The sequence below is a fragment of the Streptococcus sp. SM3 genome, from assembly GCF_027497875.1.
Genome location: NZ_JAJNSA010000009.1, coordinates 1 through 25890, shown reverse-complemented (window position 1 = coordinate 25890; position 25890 = coordinate 1). Strand labels below are relative to the sequence as shown.

At 41.2% G+C, this 25890-nt stretch carries 27 protein-coding genes; 2 read left to right on the top strand and 25 right to left on the bottom strand.

Going from position 1 to position 25890, the window contains the following annotated elements:
* Nucleotides 1–8: 8 nt before the first annotated feature.
* The 17 genes from PAN06_RS02910 to PAN06_RS02830 form a co-directional block, all read right to left on the bottom strand.
* On the bottom strand, nt 9–2405 hold the full coding sequence (locus PAN06_RS02910; protein WP_269795544.1) for a primosomal protein N': 2397 nt from the start codon (nt 2403–2405) through the stop codon (nt 9–11).
* 65 nt (nt 2406–2470) lie between these two features.
* Nucleotides 2471–2785: a DNA-directed RNA polymerase subunit omega gene (rpoZ, locus tag PAN06_RS02905; protein WP_000979235.1), complete on the bottom strand. Its 315-nt coding sequence runs from the start codon at nt 2783–2785 to the stop codon at nt 2471–2473.
* A 24-nt stretch (nt 2786–2809) separates the two neighbouring features.
* Nucleotides 2810–3436: a guanylate kinase gene (gene gmk, locus PAN06_RS02900; RefSeq protein ID WP_000775041.1), complete on the bottom strand. Its 627-nt coding sequence runs from the start codon at nt 3434–3436 to the stop codon at nt 2810–2812.
* Between the two features lie 129 nt (nt 3437–3565).
* Nucleotides 3566–5179 (bottom strand): ribonuclease Y, encoded by a 1614-nt coding sequence (locus tag PAN06_RS02895; RefSeq protein WP_269795543.1) that lies wholly within the window; start codon nt 5177–5179, stop codon nt 3566–3568.
* 202 nt (nt 5180–5381) lie between these two features.
* Entirely contained in the window at nt 5382–5636 is a 255-nt protein-coding gene (locus PAN06_RS02890; protein ID WP_261045551.1) for a Txe/YoeB family addiction module toxin, read from the bottom strand.
* Nucleotides 5637–5639: 3 nt separating this feature from the next.
* A complete protein-coding gene (locus PAN06_RS02885) occupies nt 5640–5894 on the bottom strand; it encodes a type II toxin-antitoxin system Phd/YefM family antitoxin (protein WP_000388572.1) in 255 nt (84 codons plus the stop codon).
* 236 nt (nt 5895–6130) lie between these two features.
* Nucleotides 6131–7228 (bottom strand): nucleotidyltransferase, encoded by a 1098-nt coding sequence (locus tag PAN06_RS02880; RefSeq protein WP_269795542.1) that lies wholly within the window; start codon nt 7226–7228, stop codon nt 6131–6133.
* Nucleotide 7229: 1 nt separating this feature from the next.
* Nucleotides 7230–8042 carry a hypothetical protein gene (locus PAN06_RS02875; protein WP_269795541.1) on the bottom strand — a complete coding sequence of 271 codons (813 nt, stop codon included), beginning with the start codon at nt 8040–8042 and terminating at the stop codon, nt 7230–7232.
* A 9-nt stretch (nt 8043–8051) separates the two neighbouring features.
* Nucleotides 8052–8792 carry a class I SAM-dependent methyltransferase gene (locus tag PAN06_RS02870; protein ID WP_346732041.1) on the bottom strand — a complete coding sequence of 247 codons (741 nt, stop codon included), beginning with the start codon at nt 8790–8792 and terminating at the stop codon, nt 8052–8054.
* A 110-nt stretch (nt 8793–8902) separates the two neighbouring features.
* On the bottom strand, nt 8903–9256 hold the full coding sequence (gene rsfS, locus PAN06_RS02865) for a ribosome silencing factor (protein ID WP_269795540.1): 354 nt from the start codon (nt 9254–9256) through the stop codon (nt 8903–8905).
* Nucleotides 9257–9850: a bis(5'-nucleosyl)-tetraphosphatase (symmetrical) YqeK gene (yqeK, locus tag PAN06_RS02860; protein ID WP_269795539.1), complete on the bottom strand. Its 594-nt coding sequence runs from the start codon at nt 9848–9850 to the stop codon at nt 9257–9259. It abuts the gene before it with no gap.
* The gene (locus PAN06_RS02855; RefSeq protein WP_269795538.1) at nt 9850–10479 is read right to left on the bottom strand and encodes a nicotinate-nucleotide adenylyltransferase; all 630 of its coding nucleotides are present in this window, start codon (nt 10477–10479) and stop codon (nt 9850–9852) included. Before PAN06_RS02855 ends, yqeK begins: the two co-directional genes overlap by 1 nt.
* A 50-nt stretch (nt 10480–10529) precedes the next feature.
* Nucleotides 10530–10841, bottom strand: a complete 312-nt coding sequence (gene yhbY / locus PAN06_RS02850; RefSeq protein ID WP_000060169.1) for a ribosome assembly RNA-binding protein YhbY — start codon at nt 10839–10841, stop codon at nt 10530–10532.
* Between the two features lie 214 nt (nt 10842–11055).
* Nucleotides 11056–12162 carry a ribosome biogenesis GTPase YqeH gene (gene yqeH / locus PAN06_RS02845; RefSeq protein ID WP_269795537.1) on the bottom strand — a complete coding sequence of 369 codons (1107 nt, stop codon included), beginning with the start codon at nt 12160–12162 and terminating at the stop codon, nt 11056–11058.
* 2 nt (nt 12163–12164) lie between these two features.
* A complete protein-coding gene (locus tag PAN06_RS02840) occupies nt 12165–12692 on the bottom strand; it encodes a YqeG family HAD IIIA-type phosphatase (protein ID WP_269795536.1) in 528 nt (175 codons plus the stop codon).
* Nucleotides 12693–12706: 14 nt separating this feature from the next.
* Nucleotides 12707–13615, bottom strand: coding sequence for a magnesium transporter CorA family protein (locus tag PAN06_RS02835; RefSeq protein ID WP_269795535.1), 909 nt, complete (start codon nt 13613–13615; stop codon nt 12707–12709).
* A 51-nt stretch (nt 13616–13666) separates the two neighbouring features.
* Nucleotides 13667–14233 (bottom strand): mechanosensitive ion channel domain-containing protein, encoded by a 567-nt coding sequence (locus PAN06_RS02830; protein WP_269795534.1) that lies wholly within the window; start codon nt 14231–14233, stop codon nt 13667–13669.
* A gap of 151 nt (nt 14234–14384) precedes the next feature.
* Between PAN06_RS02830 and sstT the strand changes: the two genes are divergently transcribed.
* Both sstT and PAN06_RS02820 read left to right on the top strand, forming a co-directional pair.
* On the top strand, nt 14385–15590 hold the full coding sequence (sstT, locus tag PAN06_RS02825) for a serine/threonine transporter SstT (RefSeq protein WP_269795533.1): 1206 nt from the start codon (nt 14385–14387) through the stop codon (nt 15588–15590).
* 67 nt (nt 15591–15657) lie between these two features.
* Entirely contained in the window at nt 15658–16611 is a 954-nt protein-coding gene (locus PAN06_RS02820; protein ID WP_269795532.1) for an aromatic acid exporter family protein, read from the top strand.
* A gap of 50 nt (nt 16612–16661) precedes the next feature.
* On the opposite strand, the gene PAN06_RS02815 is transcribed toward PAN06_RS02820, so the two are convergent.
* From PAN06_RS02815 to asp1, 8 genes are read right to left on the bottom strand one after another with little or no spacing between them, the layout of a single operon-like run.
* The gene (locus PAN06_RS02815; protein ID WP_033689239.1) at nt 16662–16886 is read right to left on the bottom strand and encodes an accessory secretory protein Asp5; all 225 of its coding nucleotides are present in this window, start codon (nt 16884–16886) and stop codon (nt 16662–16664) included.
* 4 nt (nt 16887–16890) lie between these two features.
* The gene (asp4, locus tag PAN06_RS02810; protein WP_070479809.1) at nt 16891–17070 is read right to left on the bottom strand and encodes an accessory secretory system protein Asp4; all 180 of its coding nucleotides are present in this window, start codon (nt 17068–17070) and stop codon (nt 16891–16893) included.
* A 1-nt stretch (nt 17071) separates the two neighbouring features.
* Nucleotides 17072–18409, bottom strand: a complete 1338-nt coding sequence (gene gtfB / locus PAN06_RS02805) for an accessory Sec system glycosylation chaperone GtfB (protein WP_269795531.1) — start codon at nt 18407–18409, stop codon at nt 17072–17074.
* Nucleotides 18402–19913, bottom strand: coding sequence for an accessory Sec system glycosyltransferase GtfA (gene gtfA, locus PAN06_RS02800; protein ID WP_269795530.1), 1512 nt, complete (start codon nt 19911–19913; stop codon nt 18402–18404). The genes gtfB and gtfA overlap by 8 nt, the downstream gene beginning before the upstream one ends.
* An 11-nt stretch (nt 19914–19924) precedes the next feature.
* The gene (secA2, locus tag PAN06_RS02795) at nt 19925–22297 is read right to left on the bottom strand and encodes an accessory Sec system translocase SecA2 (RefSeq protein ID WP_269795529.1); all 2373 of its coding nucleotides are present in this window, start codon (nt 22295–22297) and stop codon (nt 19925–19927) included.
* Nucleotides 22290–22730, bottom strand: coding sequence for an accessory Sec system protein Asp3 (gene asp3, locus PAN06_RS02790; RefSeq protein WP_269795528.1), 441 nt, complete (start codon nt 22728–22730; stop codon nt 22290–22292). Before asp3 ends, secA2 begins: the two co-directional genes overlap by 8 nt.
* Nucleotides 22727–24262, bottom strand: coding sequence for an accessory Sec system protein Asp2 (gene asp2, locus PAN06_RS02785; RefSeq protein WP_269795527.1), 1536 nt, complete (start codon nt 24260–24262; stop codon nt 22727–22729). The genes asp3 and asp2 overlap by 4 nt, the downstream gene beginning before the upstream one ends.
* A complete protein-coding gene (gene asp1 / locus PAN06_RS02780) occupies nt 24246–25826 on the bottom strand; it encodes an accessory Sec system protein Asp1 (protein ID WP_269795526.1) in 1581 nt (526 codons plus the stop codon). The genes asp2 and asp1 overlap by 17 nt, the downstream gene beginning before the upstream one ends.
* Between the last annotated feature and the right edge of the window lie 64 nt (nt 25827–25890).

Below are 25890 nucleotides of genomic sequence, written 5' to 3'. Positions count from 1 at the left end.
TCTCCTTCTTATAAAAATTGCTGTGGCTCATGGTCAATGCTAAGACGGAGCTCACTATTTTCCCGTTCTTGAGTCAAGGCCAAGACCTGGTTGAGGGTCGGCCCCAGCTCATCTTCTAAACGATATTTAATTAAAATCTGGTAATGATAGAGGTTGTGAGTACGGGCAATGGGTTTGGGCGTTGGCCCAAGAATGTTACTGGTCTCTGACAAGCCTGACCGCAAAATGTTCATGACTTCATAGGCACGTTTGACCACCTCTTCTTCTTTCTTGTGAGAAAGGGTAATACCAATCGTGAAATAGTAAGGTGGATAACCAAGTTGTCGTCTGATTCCCATTTCATAGGCATAAAAGCCTTCGTAATCCTGATCCTTGGCAAATCGAATAGCGTAGTGCTGAGGATTGTAAGACTGAATCAAGACCTGCCCAGCTTTTTCAGCACGTCCTGCCCGACCTGCCACCTGAGTCAAGAGCTGGAAAGTTCTTTCAGAAGAACGGAAATCAGGCAGATTTAAAGCTGTATCCGCATTGAGAACTCCGACTAGGGTCACATTGGGAAAATCCAAACCCTTGGCAATCATCTGAGTACCTAGCAAGATATCCGCTGCCCCACGTCCAAACTGGTCAAGTAGAGCTTGATGACTTCCTTTCTTACGAGTCGTATCCACATCCATCCGCAAAATACGGGCCTGGGGAAAGAGTTCTGCCAGCTCGTCATAAGCCTTCTGTGTTCCCGTCCCATAGTAATGAATGCTGCGACTCTTACAATTAGGACAGACCTGAGGGATATCCTTGGAGAAACCACAATAATGACAGTTCATGGTCTTGGTATCCATGTGCAAGGTCAAGGAAATGTCACAGTTAGGACAAGTATCCACCGTTCCACACTCCCGACACATAACAAAGCTAGAATAACCACGACGATTGAGCATGAGAACCACCTGCTCTTTTTTAGCCAGACGGTCTTGGATGGCTTCTAGCAAGGGAGGCGTAAAGTTTGACGTCTCATTTTGTCCGATATAGTCCCGAAAATCAATCACTTGAACCTCGGGAATAGTGGCTAGAGGATTTGCCCGTTGGGTCAGACGTAAGTGTTGATAGACGCCTTTGCCAGCTCGCGCACGGCTTTCCAGACTAGGAGTTGCTGAACCAAGTACCAGAGCTGCTTGATTATACTGGGCCCGTAAAATAGCCACCTCTCTAGCATGATAACGGGGATTACTGTCCTGCTTATAAGTCGCTTCATGCTCCTCATCGATAATCATAACACCTAGATTCTTCAGCGGAGCAAAGATGGCCGATCTGGCGCCAACAACAACTTGAGCGTCTCCACGCTCAACCTTGCGCCATTCGTCATACTTTTCACCATTGGAAAGGCCTGAGTGAAGAATGGCCACTTTCTCACCAAATCGAGCAATAAAACGCTCCGTCATTTGCGGCGTCAGGGAAATCTCAGGCACAAGCAAAATAGCAGTTTTACCCTTGTCCAAGGCCCCTTGGATAATTTGCAAATAAACCTCGGTCTTCCCACTTCCTGTAATCCCTTGAAGGAGGAAGGGAGGCTGATGACTGCCAATAGCACTCACAACCGCATCACGCGCCTGTCTTTGTTCTGGATTTAACTCCAAAGGTCTACTTGCTTCAATTCCTTCAAAATAAGCAGCCGAGCGTTGGACTTCCTTTTGGACTATGGTAACAGCACCTTGTTCTACAAAGAAGTTGACTTGCTCCCGTGAATAGTACTCTAGCAAACTAGCCAAGGAAGCACTCTCAGGATGAGAAAGCAAATAGTCTCTCAGTTCTAACTTTTTCTTGGCGCGTGCAGAAATCTCGACACCTTCTAATCGAGCAAGATTCACCTCATACCAAGACTGGGTCTTGACCTTCTTTTGATCAATTGCCTGATATTCCAAACCAAGCAGGCCTTTTCTAGTCAAACGCATCATTTCAGCTTGCTTACCTAAATCCAAAGAAGAAAAGGCTAGTGAATCTTCAGAACCAAACAAGCGCTCTCGGTCTTCCTGACTCAGACCTGCCATAGGATAGAGAATCTTATCATAGCTGGAGTTCAGAAATCCTGGAAGCATGGACTTGAGAATGGAGATTTTATAGGAGAAGACGGACTTGCGTAACTCCTCAGCCAGCCAGAGTTGTTCTTGCGTGAGAACAGGAGAAAAATCCAGCACCTCCGCAATATCTTTTAAATCTTGCTCCATCTCTTCTTTAGATGATTGAGAATCCAAACCAAGAACAATCCCTTGAATCAGGCGATTGCCCTTACCAAAAGGCACATGAACCCGCATCCCAACTTCTAGCATTTCCTCAAATTCCTCAGGAATCCTGTAACTATAGGGCTGGTCCGTCTGCATCAAAGGCACATCCACAATAATCTTGGCTATAGCCATCTTCTCACCTCCTCCTTGTCAGTACATTCTTACAATAGAAAAAATAAGATTGAGTCCCCCCAACCTTAAATTTTTTCACCATCTTCTTTTTCTTTAGCGATTTGCTCTTTGATTTTCTTTTCTTCTTCTTCTTTGCGGCGTTTTTCTTCTTCGATACGGCGACGCACTGCTTCACGTTTTCCTTCTGGATCTGGGTGAATTGTAACGTTTCCTGATTCGATTTCTTCTAAAGCGCGAAGAGTTGATTTTTCAGATTTGAAACCTTGAGTTGCTGGCGCACCTGCTTCCAATTCGTGGGCACGTTTTGCTTCCAAGATTACGAGTGAATATTTTGAAGGAACCTTGTCAAGCAAGGTATCAATAGAGGGTTTTAACATCATTTGCTTGTACCTATTTTCTAAATTTTATCGGGTAGTTGGAGATTTGGGTAACATCTCCTGATAGTGACCAATGACACGATCCACACGGAAGTGCTCTGCTTCAATAACACGTTTGACACGCTCAGCAGCTAGGGGCACCTGATCGTTGACAATCGCATAATCATACTCACGCATGAGGGCAATTTCTTCCTTGGCTTTTTCAATTCGTTGGGCAATCACTTCTGCACTGTCTGTTCCACGACCTACCAAACGATCTTGCAATTCATCCAAATCTGGTGGTGTCAGGAAGATAAAGACAGCATCTGGAACCTTTTTCTTGACCTGAAGAGCACCTTGAACTTCAATTTCAAGGAAAACATCGATTCCCTTGTCCAAGGTTTCATTGACATAGGTCAGAGGAGTTCCATAGTAGTTGCCGACATATTCTGCGTATTCCAACATCTGTCCTTGACGAATCAGCTCTTCAAACTCTTCACGAGTACGGAAGAAATAGTCAACACCATCCACTTCTCCAGGACGTTGTGCACGTGTCGTCATCGATACAGAGTATTGAAATTGGTTTTCAGAACTCTCAAAAATCTCTCTTCTAACCGTTCCTTTTCCAACCCCTGAAGGACCAGAAAAAACGATTAGTAAGCCTCGGTCTGCCATTGTGTCTCCTTTTAGTCAGTCTGTGAAATAACATTTCTCTAGAATAATGGCAAAAAGCCAGATTATCCTTTACAGTCTTTCTATCTAGTGTAACAAAAAAGCAGTAATTTTTCAACTGCTCTTTCTTATTTATTTAGCATAATCTACTGCACGAAGTTCACGAATCACGGTTACCTTGATATTTCCTGGGTAATCTAGATTGTTTTCAATTTTCTCACGAACTTTGTGAGCCAAGATTGTGACTTTGTCGTCCTTGATTTGTCCTGGATTTACCATGATGCGGATTTCACGTCCTGCTTGAAGGGCAAAGCTATTTTGTACCCCTTCAAAGCCGTTAGCAATTTCTTCCAAATCATGGAGACGCTTGATGTAGCTTTCAAGAGACTCACTACGAGCACCTGGACGAGCTGCGCTCAAGGCGTCTGCTGCAGCAACGATCACTGCAATGACGCTTTCAGGTTCTACATCGCCGTGGTGACTAGCAATCGTATTGACCACAACTGGATGTTCCTTGTACTTACGTGCCAATTCCATACCGATTTCAACGTGGCTACCTTCAACCTCGCGGTCAATGGCTTTCCCAATATCGTGAAGGAAACCAGCACGACGGGCAAGAGCCGCATTTTCACCAAGCTCGCTCGCCATGATACCAGCCAACTTAGCAACCTCAATCGAATGACGCAAAACATTTTGTCCATAAGAAGTACGGAACTGCAAACGTCCCATAATCTTCATCAAGTCTGGATGAAGGTTCGGCGCACCAATTTCATAGGCAGCAGCCTCACCATATTCACGGATCTTATTGTCAATCTCTTGACGGTTTTTCTCAACCAACTCTTCGATACGAGCTGGGTGGATACGACCATCTTTGAGCAACATTTCCATAGTCATACGGGCAATCTCACGACGAATCGGGTCAAAACCTGACAAGGTCACCACTTCTGGCGTATCGTCGATAATCACATCGACCCCTGTCAAACTTTCAAAGGTACGAATGTTACGACCTTCACGACCAATAATACGTCCCTTCATAGTATCGTCTGGCAGATGAACTGTTGAGTTTGTTGACTCCGCTACATATTCACCAGCGATACGTTGCATAGCTTGAACCAGGATATCCTTGGCCATTTTGTCAGAACGTTCCTTGACCTCTTGCTCAGCTTCGCGAATACGGCTAGCAATCTCCTTGGTCAAGTTTTCCTCTGTCTGTGCCAAGATAATATCTCGTGCTTCTGCCTGAGACAGAGCACCAATACGCTCTAGTTCTGCTTCTTTTTGTCTTTCGACTTCCTCTAATTGCTCTTCACGCGCATCAAGGTTTTTCGCTCTATCAGAAATACTTTGTTCTTTTTGTTCAAGTGTTTGTTCTTTACTCGTCAAATTGTCGTCCTTACGATCAAGGCTAGCAGCTCTCTCTGTCAAACGACTTTCGATTTGTTTGAGTTCTTGACGTTCTGATTTGAATTCAGCGTCCACTTCTTCACGGTATTTTCTGGCTTCTTCTTTGGCCTCCAATAGTGCTTCTTTTTTAAGAGACTTGCTTTCACGTTTAGCTTCATTAACAAGTAAATCCGCTTCACGCTCAGCTTGTCCACGTAAATTAGTTGCTTCTTGTTCAGCATTTAAAAGCATCAACTCTGCAGCTTCCTGAGATGATTTCATCTTAGCTGAGATGCTGACATATCCAATGACTAAACCAATGATGACGGCAAAAACAGCAATCGCAAGCGACATGATTTCCATGTTTTTACCTCATTTTATTGTTATTCCGAATGACATACATTCTTTTACATTCTACCATAAAAAAGTGATTTTCACAAACCTAAAATAGAATATGTTTTGAGGAATTTTGAGCACGTTTACCTAAAATTTATTAGTTCAATCTCTATTTCTTAGAAGTTATAGCTTAGTAAAAATTATAGAAAAAGCCTACTTCGCAGTAGACTTAGTAATGATCTTTAAAGGACAAGAAAGCCACGCTATCTCCATCCATCATATAAATCAAGCGATTTTCTGCATCAATACGACGTGACCAGGCTCCTTGGTAGTCATACTTGAGTGGTTCTGGCTTACCTATTCCTGTAAAGGGATCACGTTGAATATCCTTGATTAGTTTATTGATTCTTTTTAACGTTTTCTTGTCCTGAGTTTGCCAGTAGCAATAATCAACCCAGGCATCTTCTGTAAACTTGAGCAGCATTTCTTACTCCTCAATAACATGGACTTGAGTGCTTCCAGCACGAACTTGAGCCATTCCTCGCAAAACCTTATCAGAAAGTTCCTTATTTTGAGCGATTCTCAGTGTTTCTTGGATACTATCCCATTCGCTCTTTGAAAGAACTACAATGTCCTCATCTGGATTTTTATTAACCACCGTCAAAGGCTCAAATTCATCATTTACCTTTTTCATGTAGTCTTTTAAATGATTTCGGAATGTTGAGTAAAGAACTGCTTCCATAACCATACCTCGTTTTACCTCTTTTCCACTATTATACACAAAAAGAAAGAAATTGTCAGGAACTTGTACAAGATTTTCTTTTCTATCTATTTATACTCAATGAAAATCAAAGAGCAAACTAGGAAACTAGCCGCAGGCTGTACTTGAGTACGGCAAGGCGACGTTGACGTGGTTTGAAGAGATTTTCGAAGAGTATTATTCGTAAAAAATCTCAAAAAGCCTACATTTCAGTAGACTTAGTTTGTTTCTATTCTAATCGGTACTCTTCCAAAATTCTGTTCTGCTATACTTAGATTTCCTAGTTGGTAAATCTGGTCTGCCTTTTGAGTCATGACATCCCAAGGTTCTTTGCCAATTCGGCTGACTAGACTGACCTGACCTTTCAAAGACTTGAGATGTTGCCTGCCTTTTTCAGTAAATCCAAGGACATGAATGGCTTCTGGCAAGTCACCTTCTCTAGCCTGCACCAAGATATAGGTCAAGAGGCGTCTGACACGCGCCTTGGTGTAACGCTTGGTCGCAACCGCTTCAACCAAGTCTTCCACAGATTGGACTATCTTGATAGCATCCTTGATGCGCACTGCCATTTCTTGATTGACCTGATAGATGGTGGTTAGGTCGGGATTTGACAAGATTTGATAGCAGAGCAAAGAAAAATAGTCATCCCAGCTCACCTTACTGGCCTGCTCAAAAAGGTTAACAGAAGGCATAAAGTGTTCTAAGAAATCTTGGTCTGATTGATGCTGACGTAGTGCTGTCGCCGAGGCAAAGTCCACATCCTTGTCCACAGAATGATAACCTGCCCCCTGGCGCTGAATCGGATGCAACTTGATGTTTCGTCCAGCAACTGCCTTGGCATAGGAAAGAGCAAGGACATGATTGGGCGTATTGCCTGAAAAATCAAGACCTGCAAATTCCTTCCACATGGTCTGTGTCTTCTGTGGATAAGAGAGGGAATCAGGCAGTTTTTCCACAAATTGCTCCATCTCAGCCCCCTGCTCTGTGTATAGGTCAGCTATTTTCTGGTAATCCAGAACTTCCTCTGTCCCAAAGGCTAGAGTATCAATGCCTAAACGAGTCAAGATATCCACAGCTCCTTGGCCAAAGAAATCTGCTGCCTGAACACTAACTAAAAAGGGCAATTCCACTACCAAGTCTGCGCCATTTTCCAGTGCCATCTGAGCCCGTGTCCACTTGTCCACAATTGCAGGCTCTCCACGCTGCATGAAATTCCCTGACATAGCCACGACTTTCAGTCCCTCAGCCTGATCCAGCAGGTATTTATGCCCATTATGAAAAGGATTAAACTCCGCGATAATACCTGTGATGGTCATGCTATTCTCCTACGTCTATATTTCCTTTTTGCTCTAAATGGGTGTCTTTAACCTTCATTGACACATTATTACTTTTAACAACTATTAATCTAACAATTATCTTGGATGTAACAATACAACTAGCAATAAATATCGGTATAATCGTATATGGATCTAAATTAGAACTAAATTTTTTTATTTCGTCTAAAAGGAGAACATAAGATCCAACGATTAAAATAAATAGTAAGGCAACTATAATAATTTTAAGCCAGTTCCAAAAATACTCAAACAATTCTTTAATAAAATCTGTATCGTTTTTTAATGACCATTTGATTACATAACATACAACGAAAATGGATAACAAAGCTTTTGGAATAATCGAATATTCACTGATCAATTTTATAATTTTATCTCCAAAACAAATTATCATATTTACAGATGTATTACTTATATTTACAGTTTTGGAATACTCTATAAATAAATACGCCAAACTCATAGGAAGTATAACATATTTAAAGAATTCAAATTTATTATCAGTTTCATAAATTACAATCTTCTTCAAAAGTAATAGAGGTTTTTTTAAAATTAGTAGAGGAATACCCAATATTAATAAAAACACAACGAAAATAATTTCTATTATGATCCAACAAATTGACACAATTCCCTTTTTCCAGTTCTTAAAAGATATGTTGGTATGTATAAAATCAATATCATTTTGAAATTCTACTTTTATTTCCGTGATTGATTTTATTTTAATCTCACCTCGAAATTTTACGTAGTAAAATACAAAATAAATTAAAATAAATGCTAATAAGCAATAATCTCCTTTTATCATGATAATCTCCTACTTCTGAGCGACAAAAAACCAACGGGTACTGGTTTCTGTTGGTTCCTTGTCCTCAAAGTCCGCATAGAGTTTGAAGGACTTGAAACCAGCCTGTTCCAGCAAAATATCATAGGTCAGAACCTCATAAGTCCTCTCCTCATGCACTTCATCGTGACGACTAAAGGAACCATCCTCTTCCTTGATAAAGAAGGTCAACTCATGCACGATTGAGTGAGGTGCAGCGTCCTCATAGGTATCCCAGAGCATGGCAAAATCTTCCGCATTTTCATGGTAGGAATAGCCTGGAAAAACTTCATCTGTCTGGTAGGTCGAATGCACATCAAAGATGAAGATGCCATCTTCGTCGAGGGCATTATAGACTTCCTTAAAAACATCCCCTACTTCGACTTCATCCTGCATATAGCAGACAGAGTCCGAATAACAAGTGACAAAGTCATATTGACCTGCCTTGGACAAATCCAGCATATTGCCTTCAATAAAGTCAATCTTTTGTTTGGCTGAAGAAGCTCTCTTCTCAGCAATCTTCAACATATCCGCACTCAAGTCAAGTCCAGTCACTTCAAAACCAGCCTGAGAGAAGCGCACAGATTGAATTCCTGTCCCACAAGCCAATTCTAAGAGTTTCTTTCTCCCCTTGGTCTTAGGCAAGTGACGCAGAGAAAAATCCGTCCATCTATCGTATAAACTGTCGTCCATGACCGCATCGTAAACAGCCGCAAAAGTTTCATAAGTTGCCATAATCATGATACCAAGAGCGTCAATGGCAAACACCACTCGCCCTTTACCTTTCTATCATTTTTTTTAAAATAAGCAAATAAAACCCAGTTGACTACAACTGAGTTCATCTTCTAAGCAAGAGCTTCTGAAATATCTACTGACTTTGCCTCATGCCATAGTTTTTCTAAGTTATAGTGGGCACGCATTTCTTCTGAAAAGACATGCACAACAACAGCACCGAGGTCCAGCAAAACCCAACCTCCAGCTGCATCGCCTTCGACATGACTGCCTTTAAAGCCTGCTTGGGCTACTTTTTCACGGATATTATCAGCGATAGCATCCAACTGACGGCTATTCATTGAGCTAGTGATCACAAAGTAGTCCGTCACGCTGGTCAATTCTTGTACGTCAAGTGCGAGGATATCCTCCGCACGTTTCTCATCAGCCGCTTTCACGACTAGTTCTAGTAATTCTTTTTCGTTCATTTAGTCCTCTTTCAAATAGTGCACAAAGGCGTTATAGGTTTCAAGGGTTTGGGGATAGATGGGGAATCCCTGATGGGCTAGATGTTCCACGGTACGAGCTGTTTCGTAGGCCACCGCCTTATTAAGCGATATACTTGCAATCTCACGCGCTACATCCACTCCAGGAAAGGCTCGATTATGCTCTATATAGTCTGCGACGTAGATAACCTTATCAAAATCAGTCATCTGGTCAGCCCCGACTGTATGGATTTCAATAGCTCGCAGAATTTCTGGATCATGCAAATCCAAGTCTTCCTGAATCTTGTAGATGCCAACCATACCATGCCAGACATTATTGCCCCAATTTTTGAGGTCAGAATCTAGTTGATAACGGTCAATCAAGTCCAGAAATTCCTGATCTGACAGCTTTTTTGCATAGTCATGAAGAAGGCCGGCTAGACCTGCTTTCTCGGCATCGATTCCAAATCGCTGAGCCAGTTCTATGGCTGCACGCTCCACACCCAAGCAATGGGTTAACCGTTTCTCGGGTAGAAGCTCTGCCATTTTTTCCAACAAAGCCTCACGAGAGCAGTTGATATAGTCTTGATAAGACATCAGTAGAGCCCCTCCTTCTCGATGTAGTCTAACACTGGCTGAGGTAGGAGAAAATTAGGTTTCCAACCTTGGGCAAGGAAGTCACGCACCATGCTGGACGAGATATCCATGAGAGGCACATCCACCCAGATAACTGGATAGGAAGTCCCTGCCTTGTAGCGTGGGCGCTGAACTCCCACAAACTGAACCATATCTACCAGTTCATCAATTCGGTACCACTTAGGCAGATAGTCCACCATATCGGCACCGATGATAAAGTAATAATCCGTGTCTGGATTCTTCTCTGTTAAAATCTTCATGGTGTCGTAGGTGTAGGAAATTCCCTTGCGCTCTAACTCAATAGTTTCAATGGCCAGACCTTCAATCCCCTCAATCGCCAACTCAAGCATCTTGAGACGATGGTGTTCAGGAATGGTTTCCTTTTTATCAACATGAGGAGGTTGGTATTCAGGCATGATCAGAACCTGGTCCAGTCCCAACTGCTGGCGCACTTGATCCGCAACAATGAGATGGGCATTGTGAACAGGGTTAAAATTTCCCCCTAAAATCCCGACTTGTTTGCGTTTTTTCTCCTTTATTTCTGGCTCCAACTCTACCTTGGTAAAGGGAGTCAATAGTTCGATTGCCATAGGCTAGTCTCCTTTATTTCTCTGTAAAAACAGTTATTTGGAGTAGGTTTTTAGATTTCTTTGACTTTTTTAGAAATCTTGCGATTTTCTTTCTTACTGGATTGTTTAAACAAAATCAAGATGCGTCCGATTTTTTGGACTGTATCCACACCGATTTCTTCTTCCAAAATTTCAGCTACTTCATGGATATTTTCATCTGTGTTTTGCAAAAGAGTAACCTTGATCAATTCACGTGCGTCAAGAGCTTGGCGAACGCTGGTTTTGATTTGGTCGTTGAGACCATTTTTCCCGATTTGGATGATGGGTTTGAGGGTGTGTGCCTGGCTGTTGAGGAAGGCACGTTGTTTTGATGTTAATGACATAATTTCTTTAAAAGAGTTTCTTTTTATACTTTTCTGAAGTGGTGACGGACGTCAGCAAAGTCCTTCGGACTTTCATGACTAAAATTTGAGCCTAAGGTCTCAAATTTTCCGCAGTTGGTACAATCACTTGTACCAACTAACACCACAGTGAAAAGTATTCTCTATGGGGCTCGCCTTGCTCGCCCGAATTCAGACAACCCTTTCCTTTCTTTGTTTAAATGATTGCTTTTCGTGCGACGACGGCGACGCCTTCTGGTGCCCAGACGGCGACTTTTGCTGTGCCTGTTACACGGATCCAGCCGAGTCCTGAGATGACTAGGTCTGTCTTTTCCTTAATGTTAAATACATGCTGGACCAGTTTTGGAAAATCTTCTTTTTCCTTGCTATTTGGTGGTGTAAGAAGGCTTCCAAGGTGCTTGTCATAGAAAGCACTAGCGCCTTCAAGCTTGGTACGGTGAAGTTTAAGTTCATTGTCAAAGAAGGCAGTGAAACCTTGTTTTTCTCCTGATATAAAGTCAAAACGTCCGAGACCTCCTAAAAACAGGGTTTGTTCAGGATTGAGCTGATAGGTTTTAGGTTTGATTTCCTTTTTGGGGCTGACATACTTGAGGTTTTTGGCCGTCAAGTAGTGGGCCATCTGGTGGCGGTGGATAATCCCCGGTGTATCGTAGATATAAGATCCGTCGTCAAGCGGAATCTCAATCTTGTCTAAGGTTGTCCCTGGGAAGCGCGAAGTCGTGATGACATTCTGGTCACCTGTGATTTCTTGGATAATAGCATTGATAAGAGTTGATTTTCCAACGTTGGTTACACCGACCACATAGACATCGCGGCCCTTACGGTAGTGTTCAATCTTGTCAATGACTTCCTTAATGGCATGTTTATTTTGGGCTGAAGTTAGGACGACATCCACAGGACGAAGTCCTTCTTCGTGGGCACGTTCCATGAGCCACTGGCTAATCTTGCCCATCTTAACTGACTTAGGGAGGATATCTTTTTTATTTCCCACCAAGAGAACATCGTTCCTCGAGACAAAACGTGGCAAGCCTGGGATAACAGAGCCATTAAAGTCAAAGATATCAATGACATTTACCACTAAAGCATCACTGTCTCCCACCTCGTGCAAAAGCTTGAGGAAATCATCATCCGTCAACTGGACATCCGTGATTTCATTGTAGTGGCGGAGACGGAAACAGCGTTGGCAATAGACTTCACCAGTCTCCAAACCTTTTTCAAGTGCCGACTGGGGAGTAAAACCAAGATCAGCCTTGTTTGTCGTCTGAATGGTTGCTCCACAACCAATACAGAGAATTTCTTCCATAGTTAAATTCCTTTTTTATATGTAATCGGTCCGTACGTTTCAGTGATTTTTCGCATGACACGGCGCTCACGAGCTCGGTTAATCTGCGTTTTGATCGAGTCATGTTGGACCAAGGGTTTGACTAAAATCGAGCGAATGCCAGCACGGTGGGCTGCTCGAATATCTGTCATGAGCTGGTCGCCAACCATGACCACTTCACTTTTCTCATAGTGAAATTCCTTCATGGCACGGTCAATCCCAAATGTGAAGGGCTTCAGAGCCCAATAAACGTAATCAATCCCAAACTTCTCAACTGCTCGTTGGACGCGTTTCTTAGTGTTATTTGAGACCACGATAATGCGAATGCCCGCATCCTGAAGATCATGTAACCATTGCTTCATCTCTGGCGTCCCGTCAGGGTTGTTCCAAGCAATGAGGGTATTATCCAAATCGACCAAAACAGCCTTGATTCCCTGCGCCTGCAGGCTTGAGACTGTCAGATCATAGACTGCTTCCACAGCAAAATCTGGCATGTAATTTTCAATCGCCATTCTGGCTCCTTTTCTTAACTTTTTTTCGCAATTTTCCTTAATAACAATGATAAAACAATCCATAAACCTGCACTAGCCAAACTGATGTAGAGCCAAGCATGGGGTTCATCTGTTAAAGGTAGGGGAACATTCATTCCGAAAAAGCCTGTCACTACTGCCAAAACCGCTAGCAAGACTGAAATGATGGTAAGAGTTGTCAAATTATCATTCAGATTATTGTTTAGGATGTTGTTGTAAGATGCTGATAGTTGTTGGAGGACTTGAGAAATCAAGTCTGTCATGGATACCAGCTGATGAGCCTCAATCATGGCATCATCAAACTGTTCTCTCTCAATCTCGTTAAAACTGCGATAGAGGGCATGCCCTTGAATATGCTCCAGCAACATGCGATTTTGCTTGGCAGCCGCAGTGAGGTAAACCATACCAGTCTCCAAGTCGGAAAGGGCAAAAAGGTTTTTCTTAGTCGTCCGCTGCCGCAAGAGGCCATTGACCTCGTCCTTACTCTTATCCATCTGCTCGATGACAGGATAGTAGGCATTGCTGATGATTTCCAGACTGGCAAAGAGAAACTTGTAAATCGAAAGCATGTCATGACTCTCCAGATAACGGGTCATCTGTTCAATGACATAGGCGTTCTTAGTATTGCTAATGGTAATTAGGCGGCGATGTTCCACGATAAAGGTCATGGGAAAAGCTTCATAGTATTCCTTATCCTTTTTCAAGTTCAAGACATTGTAGATAAAGGTCACAGTCCCATTTTCACGGTGATAATCCATGTGGGCACGCTCATTTCTATCCAGCGCATATTCGATGGTTTCCTTGTCCAAACCGTAGATTTCAGAAAGGTCCTCTAGTTTTTTCAACTTGTCTAAATCTAGGTTAATCCAGGCGCAACCATTGCCCAACTGTTTTTCTAAAAACATCTTCTCTCCTTTACCAAACTCTTTCTATTGTACCATAAATCTGCTAAAATTTCAGGCCTGGTCTGTACGAGAGAAATTGCTGACAACGGTGATATTCCGATTGGGAACGAAGTGCAGAACCTGGTCTTCTCCTCTGAGTTGCGTTGTTCGAATGCCGACGCTGACGACCTTGCCCGATACAGTAATAGGACCATTTGTCAAAACAACTTCATCTCCTACATCCAGTTGACGTTCAAAGAGGATGAAAAAGCCATTGATAACATCAGATAGAAAGCCTTGGGCTCCCATACCAATAGCCACCCCAGCAATCCCGGCTCCAGCAAGCAAACTAGAAACTGGCAAACCCAAAATAGACAAGATACAATAAAGCAAAAAGAAATAAAGGGTATAATTAAACACATTCTCTAATAAACGTGAGATGGTTTTCTGACGCCCGACATCATGACGAGACATTTTTAGAGAAGGTTTGATAATTCTCTTTACCATGGTATGGAGCAATTTCTTAGCTATATAAAAGAGTAAAAATAGGAATAACAGAGAAAGTAACTTGGTTAAGATATTTTCAATAATCGTTGTAACATCAAGCTTATTGAGGTAGGTTTGAATAAATTCTTTCATAGAAAACTCCTTTCATTTATTATACCATACTTTCACAAGTGATGAATCTCCATAAATATTCAAAAATAATAGCCAAAATAGACAGAAAATTCTTGATTTTAGCTCATATTTATACTATAATCATAAACATTACACAACAAAGGAGATTGTTATGAAAAAAATCATTCATGCTTGGAATAAGGCAAGCCTAATCAAACGGATTTTGATTGGTATGCTTATTGGAGGAACCCTAGGACTGACACTTCCTAACATTTCAGGAATTGGTCTACTCGGAGATCTCTTTGTTGGCGGTCTAAAAGCCATCGCACCTATTCTAGTCTTTGCCCTCGTTGCTAACGCCCTTTCCCAACATCAAAAGGGACAAGATAGCAACATGAAAACGGTTATCTTCCTTTACTTGGTAGGAACCTTTGCAGCGGCACTTGTTGCTGTCCTAGCAAGCTTCATTGTCCCTGTTGAGATTACCTTAAATAGTGCCAATACAGAAATCGCACCACCAGATGGAATTGGCCAGGTCCTTAGCAATCTCTTGCTCAAACTGGTTGACAATCCAGTCAATGCCCTCGTTACTGCTAACTACATCGGTATCTTATCTTGGGCAGTTGTTTTCGGGATTGCTATGAGAGAGGCCAGCAAAAATAGTAAAGAATTGCTGAAAACTATGGCTGATGTGACTTCTAAGATTGTCGAATGGATTATCAACCTAGCTCCATTTGGTATCCTTGGTCTTGTCTTCAAAACCATCTCTGATAAGGGAATCGGAAGCCTAGCTAACTATGGAATCTTGCTTGCCCTCTTGGTGACAACCATGTTCTTTGTAGCTCTGGTAGTCAATCCACTAATTGCCTTCCTCTTTATGAAGAGAAATCCTTATCCTCTCGTTTGGAAATGTTTGCGTGTCAGCGGTGTTACAGCCTTCTTCACTCGTAGTTCTGCGGCTAACATCCCTGTCAACATGAAACTTTGTCACGACCTTGGACTGGATCCAGATACCTATTCGGTTTCTATCCCACTCGGTTCTACTATCAACATGGCAGGGGCAGCGATTACCATTAACGTTCTAACCCTTGCTGCAGTAAATACTCTTGGAATCCCTGTTGACTTTGCGACAGCCTTTGTCCTTAGTGTAGTTGCCGCAATCTCAGCCTGTGGGGCCTCTGGTATTGCCGGAGGATCCCTCCTTCTTATCCCAGTTGCTTGTAGCCTTTTCGGTATTTCTAACGATATTGCCATGCAAGTTGTCGGTGTTGGATTTGTGATTGGGGTCATCCAAGACTCATGCGAAACAGCCCTCAACTCTTCAACAGATGTCCTCTTTACTGCCGTTGCCGAATACGCGGCAGCCCGTAAAAAATAACTCATAAAGGCAAGCCTGCTCGGGTCTTGTCTTTTCCGCTTTTATTCTAACTTACTAGGAAACCCTTATGTCTATTAGCCAACGTACGACCAAGCTCATCTTAGTTACCTGTCTTGCCTGCCTTCTTGCTTATTTTCTCAATCTCTCCTCAGCTGTCTCGGCTGGAATCATCGCCCTCTTGAGCCTATCCGATACTCGTAGAAGTACCTTAAAACTGGCCCGCAATCGCCTCTTTTCCATGCTCCTAGCTCTAGCTATCGGTGTTCTGGCTTTTTACTTGAGCGGATTTCATATCTGGAGCCTCGGCCTCTATCTAGCCCTCTATGTGCCTCTAGCCTACAAGATGGGCTGGGAAATTGGCATCACACCAAGCACTGTTTTGGTTAGCCACCTCTTGGTACAAGAGTCAACCTCTCCAGACCTTCTAGTCAATGAATTCCTTCTCTTTGCTATCGGTACAGGATTTGCCTTACTTGTCAATCTCTACATGCCTTCACGAGAAGAGGAAATTCATCACTACCACACATTGGTAGAAGAAAAGTTAAAAGATATCCTTCAACGCTTCAAATATTATTTATCCAGAGGGGATGGACGCAACCGAGCACAGTTAGTTGACGAATTGGACACACTTTTGGAAGAAGCCCTCAGACTGGTCTATCTAGATCACTCTGACCACCTCTTTCACCAGACCGACTACCATATCCACTATTTTGAAATGAGACAGCGACAAAGTCGTATCCTGCGAAACATGGCCCAGCAAATCAACACCTGTCACCTAGCTGCCAGTGAGAGTCTGATTTTGGCCCAGCTCTTTTCAAAAATTGCCGGTCAACTGAGCCAGACCAATCCTGCTTCTGATTTGCTAGATGAAATTGAACGCTATCTGGAAGTATTCCGTAATCGCAGTCTGCCCAAGACAAGAGAAGAATTTGAAACCCGCGCCACCCTTCTTCAACTCCTACGTGAAGCCAAAACCTTCATCCAAGTAAAAGTTGACTTTTACCAAAAATATGGACAGTAAAAAAGAAAACTTCAGAACAATCACAAAAGGTGAATATCTGAAGTTTTCTTTTATTTGTAAGTTATTACCATAAATGTTAACAGTAAAACGAATAAAGCCAAACTCACCAATAAAGTAAGAACCTTGACCAAGGTATTGCTCTGCCAGTAGCTTGGTTTACCAATATTACTGGTCGCATCCATGGAAAATAGTTGATTTTGACGGGGTTGTATGGTCACCAATACAATCAAAGCAAGAGAGAGGACAATAGCTAAAACAATCAGAATATCAGTCATAGGCCTACCTCAAAATCCCTAGCAAAGTAAAGAGTAAACCAACCAGAATCATTAAACCCAAGATGAGTGAAAAAGTTTTACTAATCTTCTCCCCTCGGGTTTCTTTTTCCTTTTTGATAGGTTTTTGTTTCAACTCTTCCATGCGACCTTCAACGTCTTTGTAAAATAAATCTTCGTCTGACATGTTAGCCTCCTAAAACAGTTTGCATGGTTTCCTGATATCGTACCAAGTCAACATAATTTGCATGTTGGCCTTGCTTCCCAAGTGCCAGACTCATTTGGGTAACATCTGAAAGGGCCAGTTTTAGAGTCTCAACCAAAGCAGAAACCTCACTACTTTCAAATAAATGGTCTGGAGCGATATAAAGTCTATTGTGCACTGTCTGATTAAATCCAAGAATCAAGAGATTGTGCTCAAAGGCCTGACGCACTGCCTGCAACAACTCATTGCTGTGGTTTATATCCAAATAAATATCCGACAATTGATAGAGCTCCTGAATCTTCTGCGGACTAGCATTCTGATAAAGAACCACATTAGGATAGCGAAGCATGTCTAAAAGCTTAGAAGACATCTCTGTCACCGCTGCGATACGGAAGGTAACATCAGGCAAGGCTTCTACGATTGCTTCTACTTGCTCGATCTGATCTGAATTGGTCAAGATTAAGGCGTCTCGTCTTAGGAAATTATCACGTTTGAACTGGTAATGGTAACCCAAGTGCACAAACTGATCATGGTATTTCTCGTCAGTCAACTCTAAAGCACGTTCATAAGTCGCCTTGTTTGGAATGATGATTTTCTTAGTACGCACATCATCGCTTTCCAAAATCAACTGCATATTACCTGGAATGGCATCATAGAGAGGTTCCTGCCAAACCAAAACATCTGAGCCAGACTTATCTGGATGATGGAAAGAAACCAAGAAAGGAGTCGCTAGAGTATTAAAAACAATCTGATGCTTATCTAGCCCCAAATCTTGCAAAAAGAAGGTAATAAATTCAACCTTATTAGCAAAGTAACGCATAGGTTGACCAGGTAAGGTCAATAAGATATCACCCGTTACGTGGTTTTCAAGTAAAACTTCCTGACCATTGACATCTTGATAAACTGTCATAATCGGTTCACTATCAACACTATGGGTCGTTGTAGCAAAGCAAGCACCAAAGCGATTATAATGATCAACCTGACGTACTCGACCTTCTAGATCTTTCCAATCTACTTGTTTAACCAAGCGAGCCTGCATTCCATCAGCATAATGAATAAGAGCTCTCTCCTCTGTCATATCTTCAATACGAGCAGACTGATTATTTCCTGAAATTTCCCAAAAAGCTGGAACAGGGACTTGGTTAAAATAGAGAGGTTTTCCCTTTTCATATCCTAGATAATAAGTAAAAGGAGATACTAGACCATCAGGCAGAAAACCATCTGCATCGATGACTACTCCAAGATGAGAAAGACCAGTAGCCATGAGACTTTCATGTAAATCTCGACTTTCCTGACTATAACGATCATAAAGTTCAATCATGGAGCACCTCCTCTACTGTTTTCTTCCACTTTTCTAAAATTTCTTCGGTTAAGAAGCCTTCTGCAATCTGGTAAGAATGAGCACGCATAGCCTCCAAACGATGTTCTTGATACAATTGACAAATCTTAGTCGCATAAGCTTGCTTGATTTGATCTTCCACATGGTCAGATGAACTTGGAATCAAATAACCATTTTTCCCATCCTCTATAAAGGTCTGATTACCATAAGGCACATCAAAACCGATTAGAGGAAGGCCTGAACCAATAGCTTCCATCAAGGTCAAACCAAATCCTTCGCTAGTTGAAGCAGTCAAGTAGACTTCATACTGACTATAAATCTGCGAAAGTTCCGCATGCCCCTTGAGTTGAATATAGTCCTCTGCCTTATGACTAGCAATAATTTCTCTAAGAAGAGAATCTTCTCCGCCGCTACCATAAATATCAAAGGTTAATTCAGGAATTTCCTTACGAGCTTCAATAACTGCCTTGACCAACCAATCAATGTGTTTTTCTTTGGCAAGACGTGAAGCAGTAATCAATGAAAAAGGCTTACGTCCTTGACTTGACTCGGTCAAGGAATCAATACTTCCTACAGGAATGGTAATAACCTTTGGTTGGTGCTGGGTGTATTTGGCAAATTGCTCTTGCAACACTTCCTTTTGTCTATCAGTTGATACGATAAAGAAGTCAACCTTATCTGCATTGGTAAACTGATAGTCGTAGTAATTATTCCAAAGGATATAGTCATCGTCTGTAGCACTTTCACTATAATGCTCCGCATGAACAACTACCGCTAGATGTGCTGTCTGTGCTTCCTCAAACACAACCTGTCCAATACCTGTCTCTCTATCCAGAATGACCAAATCAGACTTGTTCAAATTCAAGGATTTCATAAAAGCACGCATGAAAGCTGGTTTCCCATAGAAAATCTTATCCTTAAAACGATAAATTTCTTCCTTCCCTTGATTCATCAAGATATCATAGGCTGGAGTCCCATCTTCATTGTAAAAAGTTCGTTGGTATAGGACCGCAACATTGTCCTTGGGAGCAAAATATTCGCTACAATAACGCGTATAAGAAAAGTAATCCTTTCGAATCAAATTTCCTTTAAAAACATACTCTACATACTGGACCAAGTCCTTGTCCTCATCAACCAAATAACAGGTTATAAACTTATCTTGGTCAGAAAAGAAGATACGCAAAACCTTGCCATTCTTTTCTCTACGACTTTCAACACCGTCAAACCTAGCCAAGACATCAGCCACTGTCACGCTAGTCGGTGCAATCTTGATATCTGTAAAGTGATTATAAAGCCAGATAACTTGCTCATCATCAAAACCAATATTGGCTGTTAAGTGCTGAATGTTATCCGCTAAAATCATATCTGTAAAGATAAACTTAGAGGACAGATTTAATTTCCGAAAAACACCAGCACGGTAGGCTTGGGCGTATTCAACACCGCTACTAGCCCATCCAAGTCCTAAATTTATATTATAAATTGTCATATTTTCTCCTCTTATGGAAAATGAGTCATAATCTCACCCTTAGAAGTGACTTCAACCAAGCCCATCAGGAGATTACGAACCATATCCGCACGGATTTGTTCTTTCATAGCTTCAAATCCCGCGTAGGCTTCTTGATAATACTCTACGATCGGGTTTTTCTGACTAGCAGACTGACCACCTATAGCCATAGATAACTGTTGTAGATAGTCTACTTGCTCCACCCAGTTATCATCGATAGCCTTGAGCATGGAGAGTCGTAAAAACTGTTCATACAGACCATGTTGATCAAGTAATTCTTTCTTTTCAGAAAGTTCTTTATCAATCACCTGTTTCATAAAGCTACGAACTGCAGTTTTGTCAGTCACATTTACATAGTCTGGAACCTCTTTAATATGAAAACTAATATTGGTCACTATAAAGTGGAAGAGTAGCTCTCGGCTTTCATATTCTGAAGAAGTCACTTGATCTATGTAGCTAGTAATGATTTCATCAACAACATCTTCCAAGTCACGAGAACCATCTATTAGACGATTGCGCTCCTTATAAATCATATCCCGTTGAATATTCATACTCTCAGCATATTCTAGAGTCTGACGGCGTGCAGAACGGCCAGCACTATCACTAGCATGTTGCGCCTTTTCGACTAGCTTCCGGTATTTACGACCTTTGAGAATTTCTGGTTGCGTCATATCTTGAACTTGATAATCTTTATACTTCTTATGAACCCAAGATGGACCGAATTTCTTAATAACATCATCTTCCAGTGATACAAAAAACTTACTCATACCTGGATCTCCCTGACGTCCAGAACGTCCACGGATTTGAAGGTCAATACGCTGACTTTCCATCCGCTCTGTTCCAATGACAATCAAGCCACCAAGCTCTGCAACTCCCTTACCGAGTTTTATATCCGTACCACGTCCTGCCATAGAGGTTGCAACTGTTACGGCCCCCATCTGACCAGATTCAGCGATAATTTGGGCCTCACGCGCAGCATTATTGGCATTGAGAACATTGTGGGCAATTCCCTCTCTGAGTAAGAGTGACGAATAAAGCTGAGACATTTCAACTGAGCCTACAAAAACGAGTAAGGGATTCCCCTTAGCATGATACTCTTTGATGTATCCCAAAGACGCATAAACTTTCTCTGGTAAAGTCACATAGAGATTATCTGGATAGTCAATCCGTTGCTTAGGACGATTGGTTGGAATCCGAATAACGGACATATTATAAGTCTCAAGAAATTCTTTTTCTGCTACCTTTCCTGTCCCCGTCATTCCAGACACTTTATTAAACATTTTGAAAAGGCCTTGATAAGTAATAGAAGCCATGGCTCTCGTTTCAGGAGACAACTTCACATGTTCCTTGGCTTCAATGGCCTGATGGAGACCTCCCTGCAATTTGGTCATTTCCATTAAACGACCAGTCCCCTTATCCACCAATACCATCTCATTTCCACGAATGATATAGTCCTTGTCTTTAGTATAAAGTTTATGGGCTCGAATCGCATAAACTAAATGACGAGCAAAAGACGCATGTTCTTCCTTATATAAGTTGTCAATTCCTAGGAAACTTTCAGCAGACTTGGCCCCCTTAGTAGTAAGCCAGACCTCCTCCTTCTCCTCTTTGAAAATATAATCTTCTCCTTCGACCAACGTTGTCACCAGTGTATCAATGATCCCATAGTAATTAGACTGAACACGGGGAGAACCCGCAATAATCAAAGGAGTTTGTGCACTATCAAGCAAGATATCATCAATTTCATCAATGATGACATAGTTAAAAGGTCGCAAAAACTTACCTTCTTCATTCGAAGCCAGATTATCATTTAGGTAATCAAAACCTAAATTACTATTGGTTGTGTAAATGATATCTAAAGCATAAATAAGCTTCTTTTCTTTAGCTTTCATTTCCTTCTTTGGATCCCCTGTAAATGGCACCCCAATGGTCAAGCCTAGGAAACGATAAACTTGGCCCATTTCCTCTGCATCACGTTTTGATAAATACTCATTTGGCGTAACAACCATCACACCTTCTCCTGAAAGAGCGTTCAAATAGACCGGCATGGTGGCTGTTAGGGTTTTCCCTTCACCAGTGTTCATCTCAGCAACATTTCCGTAGTTCATGATAATAGCTCCCATGACCTGAACATCATAGGGGAACATCCCTAAGATCCGTTTGTCCGCTTCACGCACCACAGCAAAAGCTTCTACTAAAAGGTCATCTAGACTTTCTCCTTTGGAAAGACGCTGACGAAACTCCACTGTTTTAGCGACTAATTCTTGATCCGAAAGAGAGGACATCTTGCCTTTTAAACTATTAATCCTCTTTAAAATCTTTTTCACTTTCCTAAGCTGGAAATCTTGACCTAAACGTCTAAACACTTCTGATCTCCTTGATAGAAAAATGATAAAAAGTTATGGATTCAAAACCAGCACTTAAAAGAGAAACTTGATAAGTATAACTATCTTCTGGATAAGTAAATATGAAATCTTTCACTTTTTCTACCTTTTCTTCTAAAATATCACCATAGCGGTCAAAAAAAGTTATCTTGGTATAAACCCCATTTTCAGGCTGACAATCAAAAACCAGTGATAGTTGATATTCCTGATTTCTTTTTAGTAAAGGAAGCTGGGGCTGAGTCCGAGCAGCCTGGTAATTGACACTAGAAAGCCAAGTCTTGAGAATTTCACCAGATGGCAATAGAGGATTATACAGCCGAATACTTTTGTCAGGGTAATAAGATACAGTTGATCCGTACATATAAGTCCCACCAACTTCTCCCCAATGAATAGACTGTCTCTGTGTGATAATCATTCTTTCTCCCTTCCAAAACCACTTGCTAGTACCATTCGATAAAAGTGAAGAAACCAAGCAATATTGGTATCTGTATCATCATTGTGTCGCCCAGCAGTTCCTTTAGATAAAATCTTGGCACCTGTATTACATAAATAAGTAACTAGATTCTCATAAGCCTGAGGATCCATTTCTTCATCTTTCATATAGGACAAACCAAAGGTTGTCTTTGAAAAATTTGCTTGTTTAAATATTTTCCAAAAACGCTGATCCAACTCCGTCATATCTTGCGAACTTCTCCCACCTGTATGGTGAATTAAACAATCAAAAGCCAAGTTAGAGACACCCGGTGCGTCCAAACGTCCACGGCTAGCTATGGTTCCTAAATTAGCCAAGGGCTTACCGACTATGATGGCATGAGGTTCAAAAGAAGCACCATAATAGAGAGCCGGAAACGTTCCCATAGAAAGACCTGATAAAATCAAATCCTTGCGATCAAAGCCTAAATAATCAAGATAATGAGCTATCGTCTCTTTGACCTTTCCCTCTAGCTCATCCGTTCCTAGATAAAAAGCTCCCCCCTCTAAACGTGGATCAGAAAATAAAATGAAGGGACATCCTAGGGTTTTCATCATAAAGTAGCCCTCGAATCCTTCTGCTGGTCGATAACCAGCAAAATAAACAGCCAAGGGCGGTTTAAAATCGCCTGGATGGAAGAAATAGTTTATTTCATCACGCTTGGAATCATGTAGGATATTCCCACCAAGTACGAATTTACCAAATTGTTTTCGACTCCAACGTTGGTGAAGATTACCCAGTTTGATAGTTCCATGACCTCTTGCTTCAACAGATAAAAATAGTAAAAAATTAGTATCTATACTATCTATAACGATAGCTTTTTCCAAATCTGCTTCAGTATAAACTTCTTCTTCAAAAAAATGGTCTATATTCCCTTCAATTATCTTTCGGACTATAAACCTAAACTCACAATTCCCCTGTTTTTCATACTCTAGCCATAATTCTATAGGCAAATTTTTATAAACCATAAAATTATGAGACCAACAGGCCAATTGATGAAAGTTCGTTCCAAAATCACCTTCTATCATTACATGCTCCAATCCTTGATAAGATATAGAGCCTTCAAAAGAAGAATGAATTTGAATATTTGACGGAAATAATTTATCCCCATATCCCCCACTAAAAAGAGAAGTGGATAGGTCCTGCAATAAAGCCTGCGGATCCGAAAAATCTACGGGCTGTGCACATTGTTTTTTTAATATATCTAAAAGAAGGGGATCTGTCGTCTTAAAATCCTGATTATAAAAAAGACCATGAGGTTCGAAAAAATTGGTAAACTCAAGGACATCTGTTAAAGAGTTCCCATCTTCAATCAAAACAGCTTGAAAACGACTGATAGTATCTATCTCGATCATCTTGCGCAATGCCTTAGAAGACCGAGGGCAAACAAAATACCAGTCCATATTTTCTGGGATTTCATATTGATGAGACCAGTTATCAAGTCCTATTTGTAAAATTTTAAGACCTTTTGACATGTCGAGCCCCCTCTATCCATTTCTCTAATTTTTCAAGAAATTGTTGTCCTGTGTGCTCCTTAATCTTATCAATCGAATAAATCAAGGACTCATTCCACTCTTTCAACCTATCTGTGTAATAATGTGCAGCCTTAGAAAACTCTGTCACATCTGTCAGCAAATAACCATTTTTTAAATGTTCAACATAGACAGTTTCAACTAGGTTGAGTTGAGGAATTCCTGCACTAATACCAGCTATCTGTGTGTAGAGATGAGGCTGTCTATTTAAATCCACAATCAAACGGACAAATTCTAGCGTTTTTATCAAATCTAACTCATCATTCATGTTGACAAACTGTAACCGTATGTCCTGGTGTTGATTTTCTTCCAGAGGATTTTCTGCATCACCATAATCAAGCGCCTTTCCCAGACTTTCGAATTGAATGTTTTCTTGGATGAAAGACTCAACAATCCCTTCCACCTCATTCATCTGCTCCTGACTAGCAGCAAAGGCTCCAAAAATCACCTCAGTATCTTTATTTTCAGCGACAAAGGCCAAGACTTGAAGTAGAGCTTGATTATCAATTCCCTGCTCAAAATCCAGTTGATAATATATGATGGATTCTTTCTTAGTTTGACTTCTACCCAATCGTAATCGGGTGTCAAATGATGATAAATGATAAAATTGATGCATTCGTTCAGGATACAACTCCTGCAACAATCGTAAACTATCCTCTCTATCCACCAAAATCAAATCTGATTTTTCAAAAGTTAAATCTAAATCTCTAAAGGTGTCTTGAGGATTACGCCCAATGAAAAGACTCAACAGTTTAGGATTGGCACTAGGTAAACGGTCTAATACTAGCTGGTCATGGTGAGGATGAGAAGGAAGCATAAAAATATCCTGATCCTTCACATATTTTTGCAGATAATTCTCAAAAAATTCTGTCACCAAATCTCCCATGTCTTGATAGATGAGCGCTTTAAAGCGATAACCAAAAATTGGATTGACTTCTACCCGTCCACCTTCTTTTAAACGCTCTCTAAATTGCCACACTCCCTTGGGATTCAAATATTCTTGATAGGCCGCTTGCCCATCTTCAAAAAAGATAACGCTCGATACAAATCCACGATCATCCATGATATAGTGCATATGTATTTGACCATTCGGTTCAAAATACTGTATATCACTGATGAAACCTTCAACCCCATGTTCAACCTTAGCAAATTTCTTCCCATTTTTTTGAACGACAATCGTAAAGGGACTATAAATAAATTCACAGTCATTATCCCACTCAATATCTCGAATGCTTAAAACTTGGGTATGGGGATTATGAAAATCTTGCATAACATCAAAAACGGAATAAGTATCCGTTTCTAACACCCCATGTCTATGTAAAAAATAACGTAGATGAGGCTGGTAAGCTAATACTAATAATCGAGATTCTATATCTTGCCTTTGCAGGAGTCGAATCTGATGAAAAGTATCATCAAATTCAAAACGAAAATGAGAAAAGTACCATGGAGTGATAGTTGCATGCCATGTTCTTTCTGAACCATACCAAGCTGGAATAAAATAATACATAAAAGTCTCCTAAATCAAGGGTTTATAGGTTTCATTTAACCTTAAAGCCTTGAACTCGTCTCTA